Below are 19,613 nucleotides of genomic sequence, written 5' to 3' on the forward strand. Positions count from 1 at the left end.
GGCTTGGCAATGGCCCTGGAGCGATTGCCGCACAAAAGAGGCAAGACATGACCACCTCCATCACTGGCAGCACCCTGGCGTACCTGATCCCCGGCGACCCCGTGCGCAACGTGCGCCTGCCGAGGTTGTTCAATGCCGTCTTCGAGCGTTTCGGCATCGACGCGGTGCTGTTGCCCGTGCAGGTGCCGCTGCGCGACTTCGCGGTGTTCTTCAAGTCGGCTTTCCTGGCCCGCAACGTGCGCGGCATGGTGATCGCGCCGCCGCACAAGCCGCTGGTGGTCGACCTGCTCGACGGCTGCGGCCTGTTTGGCCGCGTGGCGGGTTCGGTCAACGTGGTGCGCCGCATCGAGAACAACGAATTGGAGGGTGACCTGTTCGACGGCGAAGGCCTCGTGGGTGCGCTGGACCACTTCAATATTCCGTTTCGCGGCAAGCGGGTGCTGATCCTCGGTGCCGGCGTGAGCGCCGCCGCCATCGGCGTGGCGCTGGCCGAAGGCGGCACGGTCGATGGCGCCGAGCACATTGCCTTCTATGACACCTCGGCCGGCAAGGCCGCCGGCGTCGCTGCCAAGCTCGACGCGTTCTTCGATGCCGATGTGGCCGTCGCCGACAGCAACGCGCCCGAAGGCTACGACCTGGTGATCAACGCCACGCCGCTCGGACTGGATGAGAACGACGCGCTTCCCGTCGATGTCGCCCGCTTGGACCGCCATGCCGCGCTGTTCGACATCCTGCTGCGCAACCAGCCGACGCCGCTGGTGCGCGCGGCGCGTGCGCGCGGTCTCAACGCGCAGGCCGGCTTCGAGATGCTGATCCAGCAGATGCCGCACTACCTCGGGTATTTCGGCCATGCCGATGCGGCGCAGGGGGTGCGCGACGACGCCGACTTTCTGCGCGAGATCGTCTATCCGCCGGCCATGCACGCCGAGATCCGCATGCCCCTGCGCTACCGCTCGCCGAGCGTGGCTTGACCCCAAGCGGCGAAACCAAAACCCATATCAAGGAGGAGACGCAATGACAAAGATATTCGACGGCTACTGCAAGGTGCTCGATGCGTTGATCGCGTTGGCGCTTGCCATCATGGTCGTGCTGGTGTTCGGCAACGTGGTGCTTCGCTACGCCTTCAACTCGGGCATCACGGTGTCGGAGGAAGTGTCGCGGTGGCTCTTCGTCTGGGTCACGTTCCTCGGGGCCGTGGTCGCGGTCAAGGAGCGCGCGCACCTGGGCACCGACTTCCTGGTGGCACGCCTGCCGGTGCTGGGCAAGAAGATCTGCCTTGTCATCGGCCATCTGCTCATGCTGTACGCAACCTGGCTGCTGTTCAGCGGCAGCCTCGCGCAGGCAAAGATCAACTGGGACGTGGAGGCGCCGGTCACCGGCGCATCGACCGCGATCTTCTACGCCTCGGGCATCGTGTTCGCAGCCTCGGCGGCGGTGTTCCTGCTGAGCGACCTGGTGCGTGCGCTCACCGGCCAGTTGAGCGAAGAAGAACTCGTGATGGTGCAGGAGTCGGAAGACCTGGCGCAGCTCGGGCGCGACGATGCGATCGAACGCAACACCCACGACAAGCGCTGAGAGCCGGAACCCGCCATGACCGTATTCATCTTCCTCGGCTCGTTGCTCGCCGCCATGGCGCTGGGCATTCCCATTGCCTATTCGCTGCTGCTCTCGGGCGTGGCGCTGATGTACCACCTCGACCTGTTCGACGCGCAGATCCTGGCGCAGAACGTGGTGAACGGCGCCGACAGCTTCCCGCTGCTTGCCGTTCCCTTCTTCATGCTGGCCGGCGAGATCATGAATGTCGGCGGCCTTTCCAAGCGCATCGTCAACCTCGCCCTGACGCTCGTCGGCCATCGCCGCGGCGGCCTGGGCTTCGTGGCCATCCTGGCGGCCTGCCTGCTGGCCGCGCTGTCGGGCTCGGCGGTAGCGGACACCGCGGCGCTCGCGGCGCTGCTGCTGCCGATGATGGTGCGTGCGGGCCACGACAAGGCGCGTGCCGCGGGTCTCATCGCCTCGGCCGGCATCATCGCGCCGGTCATTCCGCCGTCGATCGGGTTCGTGATCTTCGGCGTTGCGGCCAACGTGTCGATCAGCAAGCTGTTCCTCGCGGGCATCGTGCCCGGCATCATGCTGGGGCTGGGCATCGCCGTCGCGTGGTGGTGGGTCGCCAAGCGCGAAAATATCCAGCCGGCGCCCAAGGCCACCGGCGCCGAGCGCGCGAAGGCCTTCAAGGAGTCGCTGTGGGCGTTGTTCCTTCCTGTGATCGTGCTGGTGGGTCTCAAGATGGGCGTGTTCACGCCCACCGAGGCAGCCGTCGTCGCGGCTGTGTACGCGCTGTTCGTCGCGATGGTGGTCTACCGCGAGATGAGCGTCGCTCAGCTCTACGAGGTCTTCGTGAGCGCGGCCAAGACCACGGCCGTGATCATGTTCCTGGTGGCCGCGGCCATGGTTTCGGCCTGGCTCATCACGGTGGCCGACCTGCCGAGCAAGCTCATCAGCCTGCTGGAGCCCTTCATGGGCAACAAGACCTTGCTGCTGATTGCGATCATGGTGCTCGTGATGGCGGTCGGCACGGCCATGGACATGACGCCGACCATCCTGATTCTCACGCCGGTGCTGATGCCGGTGGTCAAGGCCGCGGGCATCGACCCGGTCTACTTCGGCGTGCTGTTCATCATCAACAACGCCATCGGGCTGATCACGCCTCCGGTGGGCACCGTGCTCAACGTCGTGGCGGGCGTCGGCAAGATGAAGATGGACGAGGTGACGCGCGGCGTGCTGCCGTTCATGACGGCGCAGTTCATCGTGATGTTCCTGCTCGTATTTTTTCCCTCGCTGGTGCTGGTGCCCATGCGCTGGTTTGCCAACTGACCCCGCGTTCCACGTTCCCTGTTTCGATTCAAACCCCCAAGGAGACAAGCCATGAAGAAGACCATCACCCGTGCCCTTTGCCTCGGCGTTGCAATGCTGCTGCCCGTGGCCGCGGCCGTTGCACAGGACATCAAGGAGCGTTCGATCAAGTTCGCGTTCCAGAACCAGGGCGATCATCCGCAGGCCCTGGGTGCGAAGAAGTTCGGCGAACTCGTCGCGCAGAAGTCGGGCAACAAGATGCAGGTCAAGCTGTTCCCCGGCGGCACGCTCGGCGGCGACGTGCAGACCGTCTCGGCCATCCAGGGCGGGACCATCGAGATGACCGTGCTCAATGCCGGCATCCTCTCCAACCAGGTCAAGGCCTTCGCGGTGTTCGATTTCCCGTTCCTGTTCGCCAACCCGCAGGAAGCCGACGCGGTGACCGATGGGCCTTTCGGCAAGAAGCTCTTTACTGAACTCGCTGCCAAGAACCTCATCGGCCTCGGGTACTGGGACCTCGGCTTTCGCAACGTGACCAACAGCAAGCGTCCGATCAACAAGGTGGAAGACCTGGCCGGCCTGAAGATCCGCGTGATCCAGTCGCCCATCTACATCGACCTCTTTACCGCGCTGGGTGCCAACGCCACGCCCATGCCGTTCCCCGAGCTCTACCCGGCGCTCGAGCAAAAGGCGGTCGATGGCCAGGAGAATCCGAACACCGTCATCCGCACGTCGAAGTTCGCCGAAGTGCAGAAGCACCTGGCGCTGACGCAGCACGTCTACAACCCGCAGGCGCTGATCGTCGGCAAGAAGCTCTGGGATTCGCTCAGCGATGCCGAGAAGAAGGTCATGACCGAGGCGGCCGCAGAAGCCACCAAGTTCGAGCGTGAAATGTCGCGTGGCCAGGCGCAAGCCGCTCTGGAGGACCTCAAGAAGGCCGGCATGCAGGTGACCGAGTTCAGCCCCGCCGAAATGCAGCGCCTTCGCGACAAGGTCAAGCCGGTGGTGGACAAGCACAGTGCCCTGGTGGGCGAGGCCGTGGTGAAAGACCTGTACGCCGAGATCGCCAAGGTTCGAAAGTAAATCCAAAAGCCAAGCGAAGGACTTCATGATCACCGGCAAGACCACCCTCGTGGCGCACCTGGGCTTTCCCACCGAAAGCTTCAAGGCGCCGATGATTTACAACCCCTGGTTCGAGAAGCAGGGCATCGACGCGGTCGTGGTGCCGATGGGCGTGAAGCCCGAGGACTATCCCGCGGCTTTCGCCGCGCTGTTCCGGCTCACCAACATCCGGGGCGCGCTGGTGACCATGCCGCACAAGATCACCACCATGGGCCTGGTCGGCGAGGTAACGCCAACGGCACGGATCGCCGGTGCCTGCAACGCCGTGCTCAAGCGCGCCGACGGCACGCTGGTGGGCGACCAGTTCGACGGCGCGGGCTTTGTGCGCGGCGTTCTGCGCAAGGGCCGCGCGCTCGAGGGCGCGCGCGTGCTGGTTTCCGGAAGCGGGGGCGTGGGCTCCGCGATCGCGGCTTCGCTCGCGGCGGCCGGCGTGGCGCAAATCGCGCTCTTCGACGCCAACACGGCTTCGGCCGATGCGCTTGCCGGACGCCTGCGCGCGCACTATCCCGCGCTCGCCGTGTCCACGGGATCGAACGATCCGGCGGGCTTCGACGTGATCGTCAATGCCACGCCGCTGGGCATGAAGGAAGGCGATCCGCTGCCATTCGACGTGGACCGCATCGCACCGTCGACCTTCGTCGGCGAGGTGGTCATGAAGTCGGAATACACGCCGCTGCTGCGCGCCGCGCTGGACAAGGGCTGCGCCGTGCAGGTGGGTACCGACATGTTGTTCGAGATGATTCCCGCATACCTTGAGTTTTTCGGCTTCGGCACCGCCACGGCCGACGCGCTGCGCGCCACGGCGAAGATCAGCTACTGAAGTGCGGCGCCTTCGGGGTGGCCGTGCGGTCCAAGTGGCAGGCGCGGTGTAATGCGCGTTGCGCCCACCTGATTTTTTTACGCAAGAGGCGTTCACCATGAGTATTTTTGAAGGCTTTCTTTCCACGTCCGAGACGCTCTCCGCCTTCAGCGATCACAACTTCGTCGATGCCATGCTTCGCTTCGAGGCAGCATTGACCCGTGCGCAGGCCGCGCTCGGATTGGTGCCGGAAACGGCCGCGCATTCGATTGTCGGCAGCTGCAAGGTCGAGCTGTTCGACGTGGCGAAGATCGTGCGCGACAGCGGCCGCGCCGGCAGCGTCGCGATTCCACTGGTCAAGGCATTGAAGGAGGCCGTGGGCCTGTTCAATCCCGCTGCCGTGCCCTTCGTGCATTTCGGCAGCACCAGCCAGGACGTGATCGATACTGCCATGGCACTGGTCACGCGCGAAGGCATCGCGCTGATCGAAGCCGATGTCGACCGCGCCATCGAGGCGCTGCTGCAGCACGCCACGCAGCATGCGGCCACGCCGATTCTTGCGCGCACGCTGATGCAGCCCGCCTCGGTCACGAGCTTCGGCCTCAAATGCGCCGGCTGGGCAGCGCCCCTGGTGCGCAGCCGTGCGCGGCTGCAAACGGCCGCGCGCCACGCGCTGAACGTGCAGCTCGGCGGCGCCGTCGGCACGCTCGCGCAGATGAAGGGGCAGGGCCCGGCGGTCGTGCAGCGCGTGGCGGACGAACTCGGTCTCGGCAACGCCGGCGCCACCTGGCACACGCAGCGGGACGAATGGGTCGCGCTCGGCTGCGAGCTGGGGCTGCTCACGGGCAGTCTGGGCAAGATCGCGCGCGACATCTCGCTCATGGGCCAGTACGAGGTCGGCGAGGTGGCCGAACCCACCGAGCCGGGCCGCGGTGGTTCCTCGGCGATGCCGCACAAGCGCAACCCCGTGGCCGCCATGGTTGCGCTGGCCGCGGCCCAGCGCGCGCCGCAGCGCGTGGCCGCGCTGCTGGCCGCAATGCCGCAGGAGCACGAGCGCGCGCTCGGCGGCTGGCAGGCCGAACTGGCTGAATGGCCGCAGCTGCTCATGTCTGCGCATGGCAGCGCGCGCGCGCTGGCCGGTGCGCTGCCGAGCTTGCAGATCGACGCGGCGCGCATGCGTGCCAACATCGACACTCTGCGCGCGGAGCTGCCGCGCGAGGCCGCGGACGAATGGTTCGACCCCGCCCTGGCCGGGGGCGCCGGCGAAACCGCGCTGCTGCAAGTGGCGGCCTTGCGCGCCCAACTGACTGCGAAAGACACATCCCGATGACCGACCAAGCAAGCACACCTCCCGCCAGCGACTACGAAGCCGGGCTCGTCAACCGCCGCCGCGTGCTGGGCGATGCGTGGGTCGACAAGTCGCTGGCCAACCGCAACGAGTTCAACGCCGAGTTCCAGGAGCTCATCACCCGCCACGCCTGGAACGACATCTGGGGCCGCCCGGCGCTGGGCGACAAGACGCGCCGCTACATGGTGCTGTCGATGATGCTGGGCATCCACGCCTATGAAGAATTCGCGATGCACGTGCGCGCCGCACTCGACGGGCCGCCCGAGTCGCGCCTGACGCCCGAGGACATCAAGGAAGTCATCATGATGGCGGCCATTTATTGCGGCGTGCCGGTGGCCAACCACGCCTTCGGCATCGCAACCGGCATCCTGCGCGAAAAGGGCTTGCTGGCCGCGCCTGCGCAGTGACGCGGCCCGGGCTTCGCGAGCGCCGCCGGTTCGAGGTCGGCTTCAGCCTGCTGTTGCCGCTGCTGCTGGCGGCACAGCCCATGGCCACCGACAGCTACCTGCCCGCACTGCCCGCCATCGCGAAGGAGCTGGGCTCGGCCAGCACCAGCCTCACGCTGTTCGTGCTGGCCTTCGGCTTTGCGCAATTGCTCTGCGGGCCGCTGGCCGATCGTTTCGGCCGCCGGCCGGTGTTGCTGGCGGGGCTCGGCTGCTATGTGGTCGCCGCACTCGGCGGTGCGTTCGCCGGCAGCGTGGCGGTGCTTGCGGGCTGGCGCACACTGCAGGGTTTTTCGATGGCGGCCATCCTCGTGTGTGCGCGCGCGGCGGTGCGCGACCTCTATCCCGCGCACGAAGGCCCGCACATCATGGCGCGCGGGCTCACGGGCCTGGGCGTGGTGGGCTTGCTGGCGCCGCTGCTGGGCGCATGGCTGGTGCAAGGCGCCGGCTGGCGCTGGGTGATGGCCTCGATGGCGCTCTACGCGCTGCTGCTGCTAGCCTTTTGCTGGCGTTCGTTCGGCGAAACGCGGCGGCCGCTGGCGGGCGATCTTTCGGCGCCGCGCGGCAGCGCCCGCGCCGTGTTCGCGAGCCGCAGCTTTCGGGCCTGGGCCTCGTTGGCCGCCACCACCTACGGCGGCCTTTTCTGCTTCCTGTTGCTCTCGCCGATGGTCTACATCGGCTATCTGGGCTGGTCGCCCGCCATGTACGGCTGGATTCCGGCGGGCGGCTCGCTGGTCTACATCTTCAGCACCACCCTGTGCCGGCGCCTGCTGCGCAAGCACGGGCCGGTGCGCACCGTGCAGCTTGGCGCCACGCTGAGCATGGCCGGCGCATCGATCCAGGCGCTGGGCTGCTGGCTGGCGCCGTACAGTGCCGTGCCGCTGCTTGTGGGGCATGCGGTCTATTCCCTGGGCCACGGCATCCACCAGCCCTGCGGACAGGCCGGCGCCGTGGGCGATTTGCCGCACCTGGCGGGCCGGGCCGTGTCGTGGTCGGGCTTCGGCATGATGATGGTGGCGTTCAGCGCCGGGCAGCTTGCGGCACAGTTCGTCGACAACGATTTTTCGAATGGCGCCTGGCCGATGGTCGTGCCGATGCTGCTCGCGGGTTGCGTGCTGCTGGCCATCGCGTTCCTGTGGCTGCCGCGTCTTCAACATCCGATGAAAAAGGAATCACCATGACCCGTTTGAATGTCGTCCGCGAAGGCAGCGGCCCCTTCGTCGTGCTGAGCCACGCGCTCGGCTGCGACCTGCACATGTGGGACGGCGTGGCCGAGCAGCTCGCGCGCGCCCACACCGTGATCCGCTACGACCATCGCAACCATGGCGGCTCGGAGGTGGTGCCGGGCGCGCTGCGCGTCGAAACGCTGGCGCAGGACGCGGCCGAGCTCATCCAGCGCGAGGCGGGCGCAGAGCCGGTGCACTTCGTCGGCCTGTCGATGGGCGGCATGACCGCGCAGGCGCTGGCGGTGCGGCATCCCGAACTGCTGCGCAGCGTGGTGATCGCGAATTCGTCGGCCCACTATCCCGACCAGTCGCCGTGGCGTGCCCGCGTCGAAACGGTGGCAGCCAAGGGCGTGGCCGCCATTGCGCCGGGCGCGGTGTCTCGCTGGCTCACGCACGGTTTCGTCACCACCGGGGAGGGCAAGGCCGCGGCCCAGGCGCTGAACGACGTGCTGGTGCGCACCGATCCGCAGGGCTACATCGAGAGCTGCAACGCCGTGGCCGCCATCGATTTTCGCGAGAGCAACCACCGCATCGCCGTACCGACGCTGGTGATTGCCGGCCTGCAGGACGAAGCGACGCCGCCGGCAATGTCCGAATCCATGGTGGCCGCGATTCCCCGTGCGCGCCTGGCCACCATCGATGCGGCGCACCTGAGCGCTGTGGAGCGGCCGGTCGAGTTTGCCCAGCTGCTGATCGATTACTGGCGCAGCCTCTGAAAAAAACCGCATGCGGCGGGGGCGGCTTGCCTAGGTGTAACCCCTGTTTCGTGCGAACAGTGGACGTAGGCGTCCGATTATCGAACGCGACCAGGGTGCGAAGCGTTGTGACGGTTGGCGGGTGTTCCTACAGTCACCCCCATGCATCGCTCCATTGCCACCGTCTCTCTCAGCGGCACGCTTCGCCAGAAGCTCGAAGCCGTTTCGGCCGCGGGATTCGACGGCATCGAGCTGTTCGAGGCCGACTTCGTCAACTTCAAGGGCAGCGCCGCCGAGCTGGGCCGCATCGCGGCGGACCTTGGCCTTTCGATCGACCTGTACCAGCCGTTCCGCGACTTCGAGGGCATGCCCGAGGCGCAGTTCCGCCGCAGCCTGGAGCGCGCCGAGCGCAAGTTCGACCTGATGGAGGCGATGGGCGCGCCGACGATGCTGTGCTGCTCGAACACCTCGCCGCTGGCCATCGACGACCCGGTACTCGCCGCAGCCCAGCTGCACGAACTCGCGGAGCGTGCCGCCCGCCGCAACCTGCGCGTAGGCTTCGAGGCCCTGGCCTGGGGCCGCTTCACCTCGCTTTATGGCCAGGCCTGGAACATCGTGCGGCAGGCCGGCCATCCGAACCTCGGCCTGATCCTCGACAGCTTTCACACGCTGTCGCTGAAGGACGATCCCGCGGGCATCGCGGCGATTCCGGGCGACAGGATCTTCTTCCTGCAGATGGCCGACGCGCCGCTGCTCTCGATGGACGTGCTGCAGTGGGCCCGCCACCACCGCTCGTTTCCGGGACAGGGCGACTTCGACGTGATCGGGTTCTTCGAGCAGGTGCTGCGCGCGGGCTACACCGGGCCGCTGTCGCTGGAAATCTTCAACGACCTGTTCCGTGAGACGCCCAACCGGCGCACCGCCGTGGACGCGATGCGCTCGCTGCTGTACCTCGAAAGCGAGGCGCAGCGGCGGCTGGCGCCAGCCGCCGATGAACCTGCGCGCGCTCAGCGCGTCGAGCTGTTCAGCCCGCCCGCCGCGCCGGCGCTCTCGGGTCTGTCGTTCATCGAGTTCGCGGCGGACGAGGCATCGGCCCGTTCGCTCGGCACGCTGCTTGGGCAGCTCGGCTTCCGCCGCGTCGGCCGGCACCGCTCCAAAGCCGTGGTGCTGTACCGCCAGGGCGAGATCAACCTGATCGTCAATGCCCAGCCGGATTCGTTCGCGCGCAGCCGCTTCGAAGCGCACGGTACCTCGGTCTGCGCGCTGGGCGTGCGCTGTGCCGATCCGATCGCTGCCGTCGACCGCGCGACCGCGATGCGCTCGCAGCGCCACGACAGCCCGGTCGGCCCCGATGAATTGAGCGTGCCTGCCATCGTGGCACCGGGCGGCAACCTCATCCATTTCGTTTCCGAGGCCCTGGGCGCCAACGGGCTGTACGAAGCCGATTTCATCCTCGAGGAAGACGCGGCAGCCGATGCCGGCGGCGCCGGCCTGACGCAGATCGACCATGTGGCGCTGGGCCTGGCGGTCGACCAGCTCGACACCTGGGTGCTGTTCACGCGCGCCGTGCTGGGCCTGGAGCCGGGCGAAAGCCTGGAGCTGGCCGACCCGTTCGGCCTGATCCGCAGCCGGGGCGTGGCCAACGCCGGGCGCAGCGTGCGGCTGGTGCTCAACGTGTCGCTGAGCCAGCGCACCCGCACCGCGCGCACGCTGAGCGTGACCGGCGGCGGCGCGGTGCACCACATCGCGCTGCGATGCGATGACATCTTCGAGAGCGTGGCGCGCCTGCGCGCCGCCGGCACGCGATTCGTGCCCATTTCGGACAACTACTACGACGACCTGGCCACGCGCATCGATCTGGATCCGGCGCTGCTCGCACGCCTGCGCGAGGCGGGTGTGCTGTTCGACCGTTCGCCCGCGGGCGACTACCTGCACATCTACACCGAGAACATCGAAGGCGGACTCTTCTTCGAACTGGCACAGCGCACCGCGGGCTACGACGCCTACGGTGCGCTCAACGCGCCCGCGCGCATGGCATCGCAGGCGCAGGCATAGATTTTTTTCGTCAACCCTGGAGACAAACCATGGCAACCATTACGGCCCACGAGCCGAAAGGCAAGCACCAGTCGAAGAAAGCCACCGCCAGCGGCTGGATAGGCTCGGCGCTGGAGTACTACGACTTCTTCATCTACGCCACCGCCGCGGCGCTGATCTTTCCCCAGATCTTCTTTCCGAAGGGCGACCCGCAGATCGCGATCATCGCATCGCTCGCGACGTACGGCGTGGGCTACGTCGCACGACCGATCGGCGCACTGCTGCTGGGCCACTGGGGTGACACGCACGGCCGCAAGACCGTGCTGATCGTCTGCATGTTCCTGATGGGCTTTTCCACCATCGCCGTCGGCCTGCTGCCGACGTATGACCAGGTCGGCCTGTGGGCACCCGCGCTGCTGGTGGTGCTGCGTCTGATCCAGGGCTTCGCGGTGGCCGGCGAGATTTCCGGGGCGAGTTCGATGATCCTGGAGCACGCGCCATTCGGGCGTCGCGGCTTCTTCGCGAGCTTCACGCTGCAGGGCGTGCAAGCTGGGCAGATCATGGCGGCCGCGGTATTCCTGCCGCTCGCGCACTACATGGACAAGGACGCCTTCAACTCCTGGGGCTGGCGCATTCCGTTCCTGCTGAGTTTCATCGTCATCGTGGCCGGCTACATCATCCGCAAGGAAGTGGACGAGACACCCGCCTTCGCCGAAGTCGCCACGAGCGCAAAGCCGAAGGCGCCGGTGATCCAGGCCGTGACCGAGAGCTGGGGCGACATGCTGCGCGTGCTGCTGTGCTCACTGATGAACGTGATCCCGGTGGTCGCGACCATCTTCGGCGCCGCCTACGCGGTGCAGCCGGGCTACGGCATCAACTTCGAGAAAGACATCTACCTCTGGATTCCGGTGATGGGCAACATCCTGGCCGTGATCGTGATCCCGTTCGTCGGCAACCTGTCGGACAAGGTCGGCCGCCGCCTGCCGATCGTCGTCGGTGCCATCGGTTCGGGCCTGCTGTCGTTCGGCTACCTGTATGCCATCAGCATCCACAACGTGCCGCTGGCCATCGTGATGTCGCTCTTGATGTGGGGCGTGGTCTACCAGGGCTACAACGCCGTGTTCCCGAGCTTCTATCCGGAGATGTTCCCCACGCGCACTCGCGTCTCGGGCATGGCGATCTCGCAGAACATCGGCACCGCGATCACTGCGCTGCTGCCGGCGCTGTTCGTGGCGGTCGCGCCCCCCGGCGCTGCCAACATCCCGCTGACCGTCGGTGCCATCACGCTGGCGATCTGCGCCGTCGCCGCGATCTCGGCCTGGACCGCCCGCGAAACCTATCGCGTGCACATGAACGACCTGGGCATGCCCGATGCGGTTCCGGTCGACAAGCTTGAGTACGACCGGCTGCGCGAGCAGACGCTGGCGACTGCCCGCATGGCCAAGGCCGCTGCCTGAAGACCTTGCGCGCACCAAGGGCGTCGGCGCCATGAAGAATGGCGCCCATGACTTCCCATCTCAAGATCGATTTCGTTTCCGATGTCTCTTGCCCCTGGTGCGCCGTTGGCCTCGCTTCGCTCGAGGCGGCGCTGCGGCGCGTGTCGCCCGGCGTCACGGCGGAACTGCACTTCCAGCCTTTCGAGCTGAATCCGCAGATGCCGCCCGAAGGGCAGGACACCTTCGAGCACCTGAACCAGAAATACGGCTCCACCCGTGAACAGCAGGCACAGTCGCGCGAGATGATCCGCCAGCGCGGGGCCGAGGTGGGCTTCGAGTTCAGCCCCGAAGGCCGACCACGCGTCTACAACACCTTCAACGCACACCGCTTGCTGCACTGGGCCGAACTCGAAAGCCCGGCCAAGCAGGCGGCGCTCAAGAAGCTGCTGCTGAAGGCCTACTTCACCGACAGGCAGAACCCCTCGGACCCCGAGGTGCTGGTTCGCGCGGCCACCGAGGCCGGGCTGGACGCGGCGCGGGCCCGCGAGATCCTGGCCAGCGACGAATTCACCCGCGAAACCCGCGAGCGCGAACGCATGTACACGGACGCGGGCATCCATTCGGTGCCCGCGATCATCATCAACGACCAGCATCTGATCTCGGGCGGGCAGCCGGTAGAGGTGTTCGAGCGGGCGCTGCGCCAGATTGGCGGTGCAGAGCCCAGCACCGTGGTCGCGGCCTGAAACCAGGCTGAGCGCCAGCTTTACCTGACCGGCGCCGCGAGCCGGTCAACCGCGCCACCACGGCGCGGGTTGATCGGTTCATGATGCGATCCATGCAGCTTTCCGGACGTCTTTGCGTGTTGTCGGTTGCCGTAGCAGGGGTGTTGCTGGCAGGCTGCACGGTCGGCACGCAGCGGCCTGGTTCAGAGCCGCTCACGGCGCTGAACCGCGTGGCCGAAGACCCTGCCACGCAGTTGCGCTGGCTCGACCGCGTGACCTGGGGCGCCAGCGCCAGCAGCCAGGCCGAGCTGGCGCGCACCGGCCTGCCCACCTGGATGGGCCGCCAGCTCAGCCCGCGGATGCAGCCGCTGCCGCCGGCCGCGCAAGCCCAGGTCGACGCGATGACCCTCTCGCGCACGCCCTTGCCTGAACTCGCCAGAGCGCTCGAGGCCCAGCGCAAGGCGGCCGACGCGTTCACGGACGAAGAACAGAAGAAGGCCGCGCGCCAAGCCTACCAGCAGGAGCTGAACCGACTCGCCCGCGAGGCGCAGCAGCGCTTCGTGCTGCGCGCCCTCTATTCGCCTAACCAGCTGCAGGAGCAGATGACCTGGTTCTGGATGAACCACTTCAACGTCAACGTCCGCAAGGACGTCATCCGCGCCCTGGTGGGCGACTACGAAGAAAGTGCCATCCGCCCGCATGCGCTCGGCCGGTTCCGCGACCTGCTCGGCGCCACGCTGCGCCATCCCGCGATGCTGCGCTACCTGGACAACGCCCAGAACGCCGCCAACCGCATCAACGAGAACTACGCGCGCGAGCTGATGGAACTGCACACCATGGGCGTGGACAGCGGCTATTCCCAGACCGACGTGCAGGAACTGGCGCGCGTGCTCACCGGCGTGGGCATGAACCTGCAGCCGGCCGACGCGCCGCCGCCGAAGATGCGCCCCGAGGTACAGGCCGACCATGTGCGCCAGGGCCTGTTCGAATTCAACCCGAACCGCCACGACTACGGGGCCAAGACCTTGCTCGGCCAGCCGATCAAGGCGCGCGGCCTGGTCGAGACCGACGAGGCACTCGACCGCCTGGTGCGGTCGCCGGCCACCGCGCGCTTCATCTCGCGCAAGCTCGCGATGTACTTCGTGGCCGACGATCCGCCGCCCGCGCTGGTCGACCGCATGGCCGGCGCGTTCGGCCGCAGCGACGGCAACATCGCCGCCGTGCTGCGGACCATGTTCGAGTCCACCGAATTCGCCGCCTCGCTGGGCCGGAAGTTTCGCGACCCGGTGCACTACGTGATGGCCGGCGTGCGGCTGGCGTATGACGACCGCGTGGTGCAGAACGTCGATCCGCTGCTCGGCTGGCTCAACCGCATGGGCGAGCCGCTCTACGGGCACGAGACGCCCGACGGCTATCCGCTCGGCGAAGCCGCGTGGGCCAGCGCCGGCCAGATGAACACGCGTTTCGAGGTCGCGCGGGCCATCGGCAGCAACGGCGCGGTGCTGTTCCGCGCCGGCGACAACAAGGCGCCGCTGGAGCGCCCGGCATATCCGCCGCTGGCCGAGTCGCCCGCGGTGCGCGTCATGCAAGCCGGCCTGGCGGCGGAGACCCGTACCGCGCTCGCGCAGGCGAAGAATCCGCAGGAATGGAACACCTTCCTGCTCGCTTCGCCCGAGCTGATGCGCCGCTGATGGATTTTCTCCCTCCCCTTCGGGGGAGGGCAGGGGTGGGGGCAAGGCGGCGTTCGATGAAGCGCCGAGGCGGAACCAGCACCGCCTGCCCCATCCCAGCCTTCCCCCGAAAGGGGAAGGAGCAAGGCACGAGAAAGGACACATGTCATGCAACGCCGAGAACTCTTGAAGCTCGCGGCCGCCGCACCGCTCGCCGGCGCGGCCGGCCGGCTGGTGGCCGCGCCCGCGGCTGACGGGACCAAGCTGCTCGTGGTGTTTTTGCGCGGCGCCTACGACTGCGCCAGCCTCCTGGTGCCGACGTCGAGCGACTTCTACTACGCCTCGCGGCCCAATATCGCGATTGCCCGGCCCGGCGAGCCCAGCGGCGCGTTGCCGCTCGATGGCCAATGGGGCCTGCACCCGGTCCTGGCGCAGAGCGTGCTGCCGCTGTACCAGCGAAAGCAGGCCGCCTTCATCGCCTTTGCCGGCACCGACGACCTCACGCGCAGCCATTTCGAAACGCAGGATTCCATCGAGCTCGGCCAGGACCTCGGCAAGCGGCGTGACTACGGCTCGGGCTTTCTCAACCGGCTTGCGGCCGTGCTCGGCGCCGGGCCCCTGGCCGGTGTGTCGCCCATGGCGTTCACCAACCAGCTGCCGATCGTGATGCGCGGCCAGGCCAAGGCGGCCAACATGGCACTCTCGGGCAATGCGCGCCCCTCGATCGATGCGCACCAGAGCGAGGTGATTGCGGCGATGTACCGCAACACCGCGCTCGCGCAGCCCGTGGCCGAGGGCTTCCAGGTACAGGGCGAAGTGATGCGCGCCATGCAGGCCGAGATGGACGCCGCCAGCCGCAGCGCGATGACGGCCAAGGGCTTCGAGCTCGTTGCGCGCCGGATGGCGCGGCTCATGCGCGAGCGCTTCGACATCGGCTTTGTCGATGTCGGCGGCTGGGACACGCACGTGGGGCAGGGCGCGGCCGCCGGCTACCTCGCCAACCGCTTCGAAGAACTGGGCCGTGGCGTGGCCGGCTTCGCCGAAGAGATGGGCGAGGCGGCCTGGCGCAACGCCGTGGTGGTGGTCATCAGCGAGTTCGGCCGCACCTTCCGCGAGAACGGCAACCGCGGCACCGACCACGGCCACGGCACCGTCTACTGGGTGCTGGGCGGCGGCCTCTCGGCGCAGGCCGGCGGGCGCGTCGTGGGGGAACAGCAGGAGGTGGCGCAAGCCACGCTGTTCCAGAACCGCGACTATCCGGTGCTCAACGAATACAGGGCGGTGTTCGGCGGGCTGTTCAGGCGGATGTACGGCCTCTCGCCGGTCCAGCTCGCGCGGGTATTCGACGGCGTGGCGCCGAAGGACCTGCAACTGGTCTGATGCTCCCTGGGGCCGGCAGCACCGGTTTCGCAAGAAGGCGTCCGTCGACGCGGCAATGAGCTATCGCCGTCATAGGCAAAGCGTTTGCCCTATTCGTCCCTGCGGATCCAGAATGTTACGCCTCAACCAAAACTGGAGACCCCCATGACCCAGAATCCTGAAGCCAAGTGCCCCGTCCACCATGTGGTGGGCCGCGGCACCGTCAATCAACACTGGTGGCCCAACCAGTTGCGGGTCGACCTGCTTCACCAGCATTCCTCCAAGTCCGATCCGATGGGAAAGGACTTCAACTACGCCAAGGAGTTCAAGAGCCTCGACTACGAAGCGCTGAAGAATGATCTGCGTGCGCTGATGACCGACTCCCAGGCCTGGTGGCCGGCGGACTTCGGCCACTATGGGCCGCTGTTCATCCGCATGGCCTGGCACAGCGCCGGCACCTACCGCACCGGCGACGGGCGGGGCGGCGGCGGCCGGGGCCAGCAACGCTTTGCGCCCCTCAACAGCTGGCCCGACAACGTGAACCTCGACAAGGCCCGGCGCCTGCTGTGGCCGATCAAGCAGAAGTACGGCCGCAAGATCTCGTGGGCCGACCTGATGATCCTGACCGGCAACGTGGCCCTCGAGTCCATGGGCTTCAAGACCTTCGGCTTCGCCGGCGGCCGCCCGGACACGTGGGAACCCGACCAGGACGTCTACTGGGGCAACGAGACAACGTGGCTCGAAGACAAGAGGTACACCGGCGACCGCGAACTGGAGAACCCTCTTGCGGCCGTGCAGATGGGCCTGATCTACGTTAACCCCGAAGGTCCCAACGCCAACGGCGACCCGGTCTCGGCGGCGCGGGACATCCGCGAGACTTTCGCCCGCATGGCGATGAACGACGAGGAAACCGTTGCCCTGATCGCCGGCGGCCACACCTTCGGCAAGACCCACGGGGCCGGTCCGGCAACCCTCGTCGGCTCGGCGCCTGAAGCCAATGACCTGGAAGAAATGGGCATGGGCTGGAAGAGCACCCATGCCAGTGGCATTGCCGGTGACGCCATCGGCAGCGGCCTGGAAGTCACCTGGACCCAGCAGCCGACGAAGTGGAGCAACCTCTTCTTCGAGAACCTGTTCAAGTTCGAATGGGAGCCGACCAAGAGCCCGGCTGGCGCCGGACAGTGGCAGGCCAAGGGCGCACCGGCTGACATTCCGGATGCGCACGACAAGTCGAAGAAGCGCGTGCCCACCATGCTGACCACCGACCTCTCGCTGCGCTTCGACCCGGCCTACGAAAAAATCTCCCGGCGCTTTCTCGAGCACCCCGATCAGTTCGCCGACGCCTTCGCGCGCGCCTGGTTCAAGCTGACCCATCGCGACATGGGGCCGCGCTCGCGCTACCTGGGCCCGGAAGTGCCGAAGGAAGAGCTGATCTGGCAGGACCCGATCCCGAAGGTCGACCATCCCCTGATCGACGAGAGGGACGCCGCGGCTCTCAAGGCCAAGGTCCTGGCCTCGGGCCTGTCGGTCACAGACCTGGTGCTGGTGGCATGGGCGTCGGCCTCCACCTACCGCGGCTCCGACATGCGCGGCGGTGCCGACGGCGCCCGCATCCGCCTGGCGCCACAGAAGGACTGGGAAGTCAACGAGCCGGCCAGGCTGGCCAAGGTGCTCCAGACGCTGGAAGGCATCCAGGGCGAATTCAACAAGGCGCAATCGGGCGGCAAGAAGATCTCGATGGCCGATCTGATCGTGCTGGCCGGCTGCGCCGCCGTCGAGCAGGGCGCCAGGAACGCAGGCCACAGCGCGACGGTGCCCTTCACTCCCGGCCGCATGGATGCGTCGCAGGAGCAAACCGACGTGGAGGCCATGAAGGTGCTCGAGCCCGTGGCTGACGGCTTCCGCAACTACCTGAAGAAGGACTATGCGATTCCCGCCGACGCGCTGCTGGTCGACAAGGCCCAGCTGCTCACGCTGACGGCGCCCGAGATGACGGTGCTGGTGGGCGGCATGCGCGCGCTGGGCGCCAACGTCGGTGCCACCAAGCACGGCATCTTCAGCCAGAAGGAACACGCGCTGACCAACGAGTTCTTCGTGCGCCTGCTCGACCTGAACACCACATGGAAGGCTGCGCCCGGCGAGAACAACCTGTACGAGGGCATTGACCGCACGACGGGCGAGCGCAAGGGCAGCGCGACGCGCGTGGACCTGGCGCTCGGCTCCAACTCAGTGCTGCGCGCCCTGTCCGAGGTCTACGGCAGCTCGGACGCAGGGGAGAAGTTCGTGAAGGACTTCATCGCGGCGTGGACCAAGGTGATGAACCTTGGCCGGTTCGACATCGCCTAGGCAATCCTCGCGGTTGCCGATTTGATGCGGCTCTGATCAGGCGTCGCCGCGAGCAGGCAAGGGCTCGCGGCGACGCCATCGCATGCAACGCCGTGGTGCCGGCCTGAGTGTTCTTGTCCCGTTTTCCGCGCACGGCCTACCGCAATAGAGCGCCGCATACAGGCGCAGGAGACAACGATGACGGCCAGCTACTTGGAAATACAAGGCGCCCAGGCGGATGTCGACCTCTGGGATGGATTGATCACGGATCAAAACGCCCTCATCGGCGTCATGATGCAGAGAATGTCCCAAGTCGGATGCACGGATGCAGCGTGGCTCGACGAGCGAATCACGGAGGCGGAAAGTATCGAGAATCGCCTGGTCGTCGGACTCGACCGCGCGCAGCGCCGATTGAGGGCATTGATCTAGGCTCGAATCAAGCGGACCCACGTCCGCCGCCGCGACCTCGGTCTTGGCAGGAGAATGGCCGGCATCCGACGACACACGAACAAGGAGCGCATTCGAATGACCACACTGCAGCAACTTCTCGGTACCGAGCTTCCGCTGATCCAGGCGCCGATGGCCGGCGTCCAGGGCAGCGCAATGGCCATCGCGGTCAGCAACGCAGGCGGGCTCGGCTCGCTGCCGTGCGCCATGCTGGGCCCCGATGCCATGCGCAGCGAACTCGCGGCGATCCGCGCCGGAACCGGCAAGCCCTTCAACGTCAATTTCTTCTGCCACGCGCCGCCGGAGCCGAGTGCCGAACGCGAGGCGACATGGCGCGCCGCGCTGGCGCCGTACTACGCTGAATTCGGCATCGATGCGGCCGGCATTCCCACCGGCCCGGGCCGCAATCCCTTCAGCGCCGAGGTGGCCAACCTGCTGGCCGAGTTCAAGCCGCCGGTGGTGAGCTTTCATTTCGGATTGCCGCCCGAGGCGCTGCTGGCGCAGGTACGTGGCTGGGGTGCCAAGGTGCTGGTGTCGGCCACGACGGTCGACGAGGCCTTGTGGCTCGAGGCGCATGGCGCCGATGCGGTCATTGCCCAGGGCCTGGAGGCGGGCGGCCACCGCGGCCATTTTCTTTCGCACGACCTGACGAAGCAGCTCGGCACTTTCGCGCTGTTGCCGCAGGTGGTGCGCGCCGTGAAGGTGCCGGTGATCGCGGCCGGCGGCATTGCGGATGCGAACGGCGTGGCCGCGGCCATGGCGCTGGGGGCTGCGGGCGTGCAGGTCGGCACCGCCTACATGCTGGCGCCGGAAGCCGCGACGACCGCGATTCACCGCGCGGCGCTGAAGAGCGATGCCGCGCGCCACACCGCGTTGACCAACCTTTTCACGGGCCGGCCCGCGCGCGGCATCGTGAACCGCGTGATGCGCGAACTGGGGCCGATCGGCTCGGTGGCGCCGGAGTTCCCGCTTGCCACCTCGGGCATTGCACCGCTGCGCGCCAAGGCCGAAGCGCAAGGCAGCGGCGATTTTTCCCCGCTGTGGTCGGGCCAGAACGCGACGGGCTGCCGCGAGCTGCCGGCCGCCGAGATCACGCGCGCCCTTGCGCAAGGTTTCATCCATGCCCTTGCCGCCTGA

Annotated in this window: 17 protein-coding genes; all 17 read left to right on the top strand. The window is 67.3% G+C overall.

All coding sequences use genetic code 11. From position 1 onward, the window contains the following. Positions 1-47: 47 nt before the first annotated feature. The 17 genes from ACAM55_RS08450 (at position 48) to ACAM55_RS08530 (ending at position 19,613) form a co-directional block, all read left to right on the top strand. Positions 48-971 (top strand): shikimate dehydrogenase, encoded by a 924-nt coding sequence (locus ACAM55_RS08450; RefSeq protein ID WP_369655583.1) that lies wholly within the window; start codon positions 48-50, stop codon positions 969-971. A 43-nt stretch (positions 972-1,014) separates the two neighbouring features. Continuing rightward, a complete protein-coding gene (locus ACAM55_RS08455; protein WP_369655584.1) occupies positions 1,015-1,575 on the top strand; it encodes a TRAP transporter small permease in 561 nt (186 codons plus the stop codon). A 15-nt stretch (positions 1,576-1,590) separates the two neighbouring features. Next, the gene (locus ACAM55_RS08460) at positions 1,591-2,871 is read left to right on the top strand and encodes a TRAP transporter large permease subunit (protein ID WP_369655585.1); all 1,281 of its coding nucleotides are present in this window, start codon (positions 1,591-1,593) and stop codon (positions 2,869-2,871) included. A gap of 51 nt (positions 2,872-2,922) precedes the next feature. Further along, positions 2,923-3,933, top strand: coding sequence for a TRAP transporter substrate-binding protein (locus ACAM55_RS08465; protein ID WP_369655586.1), 1,011 nt, complete (start codon positions 2,923-2,925; stop codon positions 3,931-3,933). Positions 3,934-3,958: 25 nt separating this feature from the next. Then, a complete protein-coding gene (locus ACAM55_RS08470) occupies positions 3,959-4,792 on the top strand; it encodes a shikimate dehydrogenase (protein ID WP_369655587.1) in 834 nt (277 codons plus the stop codon). Between the two features lie 97 nt (positions 4,793-4,889). Beyond that, the gene (gene pcaB / locus ACAM55_RS08475) at positions 4,890-6,101 is read left to right on the top strand and encodes a 3-carboxy-cis,cis-muconate cycloisomerase (RefSeq protein ID WP_369655588.1); all 1,212 of its coding nucleotides are present in this window, start codon (positions 4,890-4,892) and stop codon (positions 6,099-6,101) included. Beyond that, on the top strand, positions 6,098-6,526 hold the full coding sequence (locus tag ACAM55_RS08480; RefSeq protein WP_369655589.1) for a carboxymuconolactone decarboxylase family protein: 429 nt from the start codon (positions 6,098-6,100) through the stop codon (positions 6,524-6,526). Before pcaB ends, ACAM55_RS08480 begins: the two co-directional genes overlap by 4 nt. Next, the gene (locus ACAM55_RS08485) at positions 6,523-7,743 is read left to right on the top strand and encodes a Bcr/CflA family efflux MFS transporter (protein ID WP_369655590.1); all 1,221 of its coding nucleotides are present in this window, start codon (positions 6,523-6,525) and stop codon (positions 7,741-7,743) included. The genes ACAM55_RS08480 and ACAM55_RS08485 overlap by 4 nt, the downstream gene beginning before the upstream one ends. Beyond that, positions 7,740-8,504 (top strand): alpha/beta fold hydrolase, encoded by a 765-nt coding sequence (locus tag ACAM55_RS08490; RefSeq protein ID WP_369655591.1) that lies wholly within the window; start codon positions 7,740-7,742, stop codon positions 8,502-8,504. Before ACAM55_RS08485 ends, ACAM55_RS08490 begins: the two co-directional genes overlap by 4 nt. 141 nt (positions 8,505-8,645) lie before the next feature. Beyond that, positions 8,646-10,538, top strand: coding sequence for a bifunctional sugar phosphate isomerase/epimerase/4-hydroxyphenylpyruvate dioxygenase family protein (locus tag ACAM55_RS08495; protein ID WP_369655592.1), 1,893 nt, complete (start codon positions 8,646-8,648; stop codon positions 10,536-10,538). Between the two features lie 29 nt (positions 10,539-10,567). Then, positions 10,568-11,974: an MFS transporter gene (locus ACAM55_RS08500; RefSeq protein WP_369655593.1), complete on the top strand. Its 1,407-nt coding sequence runs from the start codon at positions 10,568-10,570 to the stop codon at positions 11,972-11,974. 38 nt (positions 11,975-12,012) lie between these two features. Further along, a complete protein-coding gene (locus tag ACAM55_RS08505) occupies positions 12,013-12,696 on the top strand; it encodes a DsbA family oxidoreductase (RefSeq protein ID WP_369655594.1) in 684 nt (227 codons plus the stop codon). 92 nt (positions 12,697-12,788) lie between these two features. Next, positions 12,789-14,366 (top strand): DUF1800 domain-containing protein, encoded by a 1,578-nt coding sequence (locus ACAM55_RS08510; RefSeq protein WP_369655595.1) that lies wholly within the window; start codon positions 12,789-12,791, stop codon positions 14,364-14,366. A 147-nt stretch (positions 14,367-14,513) separates the two neighbouring features. Next, positions 14,514-15,725: a DUF1501 domain-containing protein gene (locus ACAM55_RS08515; protein WP_369655596.1), complete on the top strand. Its 1,212-nt coding sequence runs from the start codon at positions 14,514-14,516 to the stop codon at positions 15,723-15,725. A 144-nt stretch (positions 15,726-15,869) separates the two neighbouring features. Next, a complete protein-coding gene (gene katG / locus ACAM55_RS08520) occupies positions 15,870-18,050 on the top strand; it encodes a catalase/peroxidase HPI (RefSeq protein WP_369655597.1) in 2,181 nt (726 codons plus the stop codon). 177 nt (positions 18,051-18,227) lie between these two features. Then, positions 18,228-18,458: a hypothetical protein gene (locus ACAM55_RS08525; protein ID WP_369655598.1), complete on the top strand. Its 231-nt coding sequence runs from the start codon at positions 18,228-18,230 to the stop codon at positions 18,456-18,458. A gap of 96 nt (positions 18,459-18,554) precedes the next feature. Continuing rightward, a complete protein-coding gene (locus ACAM55_RS08530) occupies positions 18,555-19,613 on the top strand; it encodes an NAD(P)H-dependent flavin oxidoreductase (protein ID WP_369655599.1) in 1,059 nt (352 codons plus the stop codon).

It is taken from the genome of Variovorax sp. V213 (genome assembly GCF_041154455.1).
Taxonomy (GTDB): domain Bacteria; phylum Pseudomonadota; class Gammaproteobacteria; order Burkholderiales; family Burkholderiaceae_C; genus Variovorax.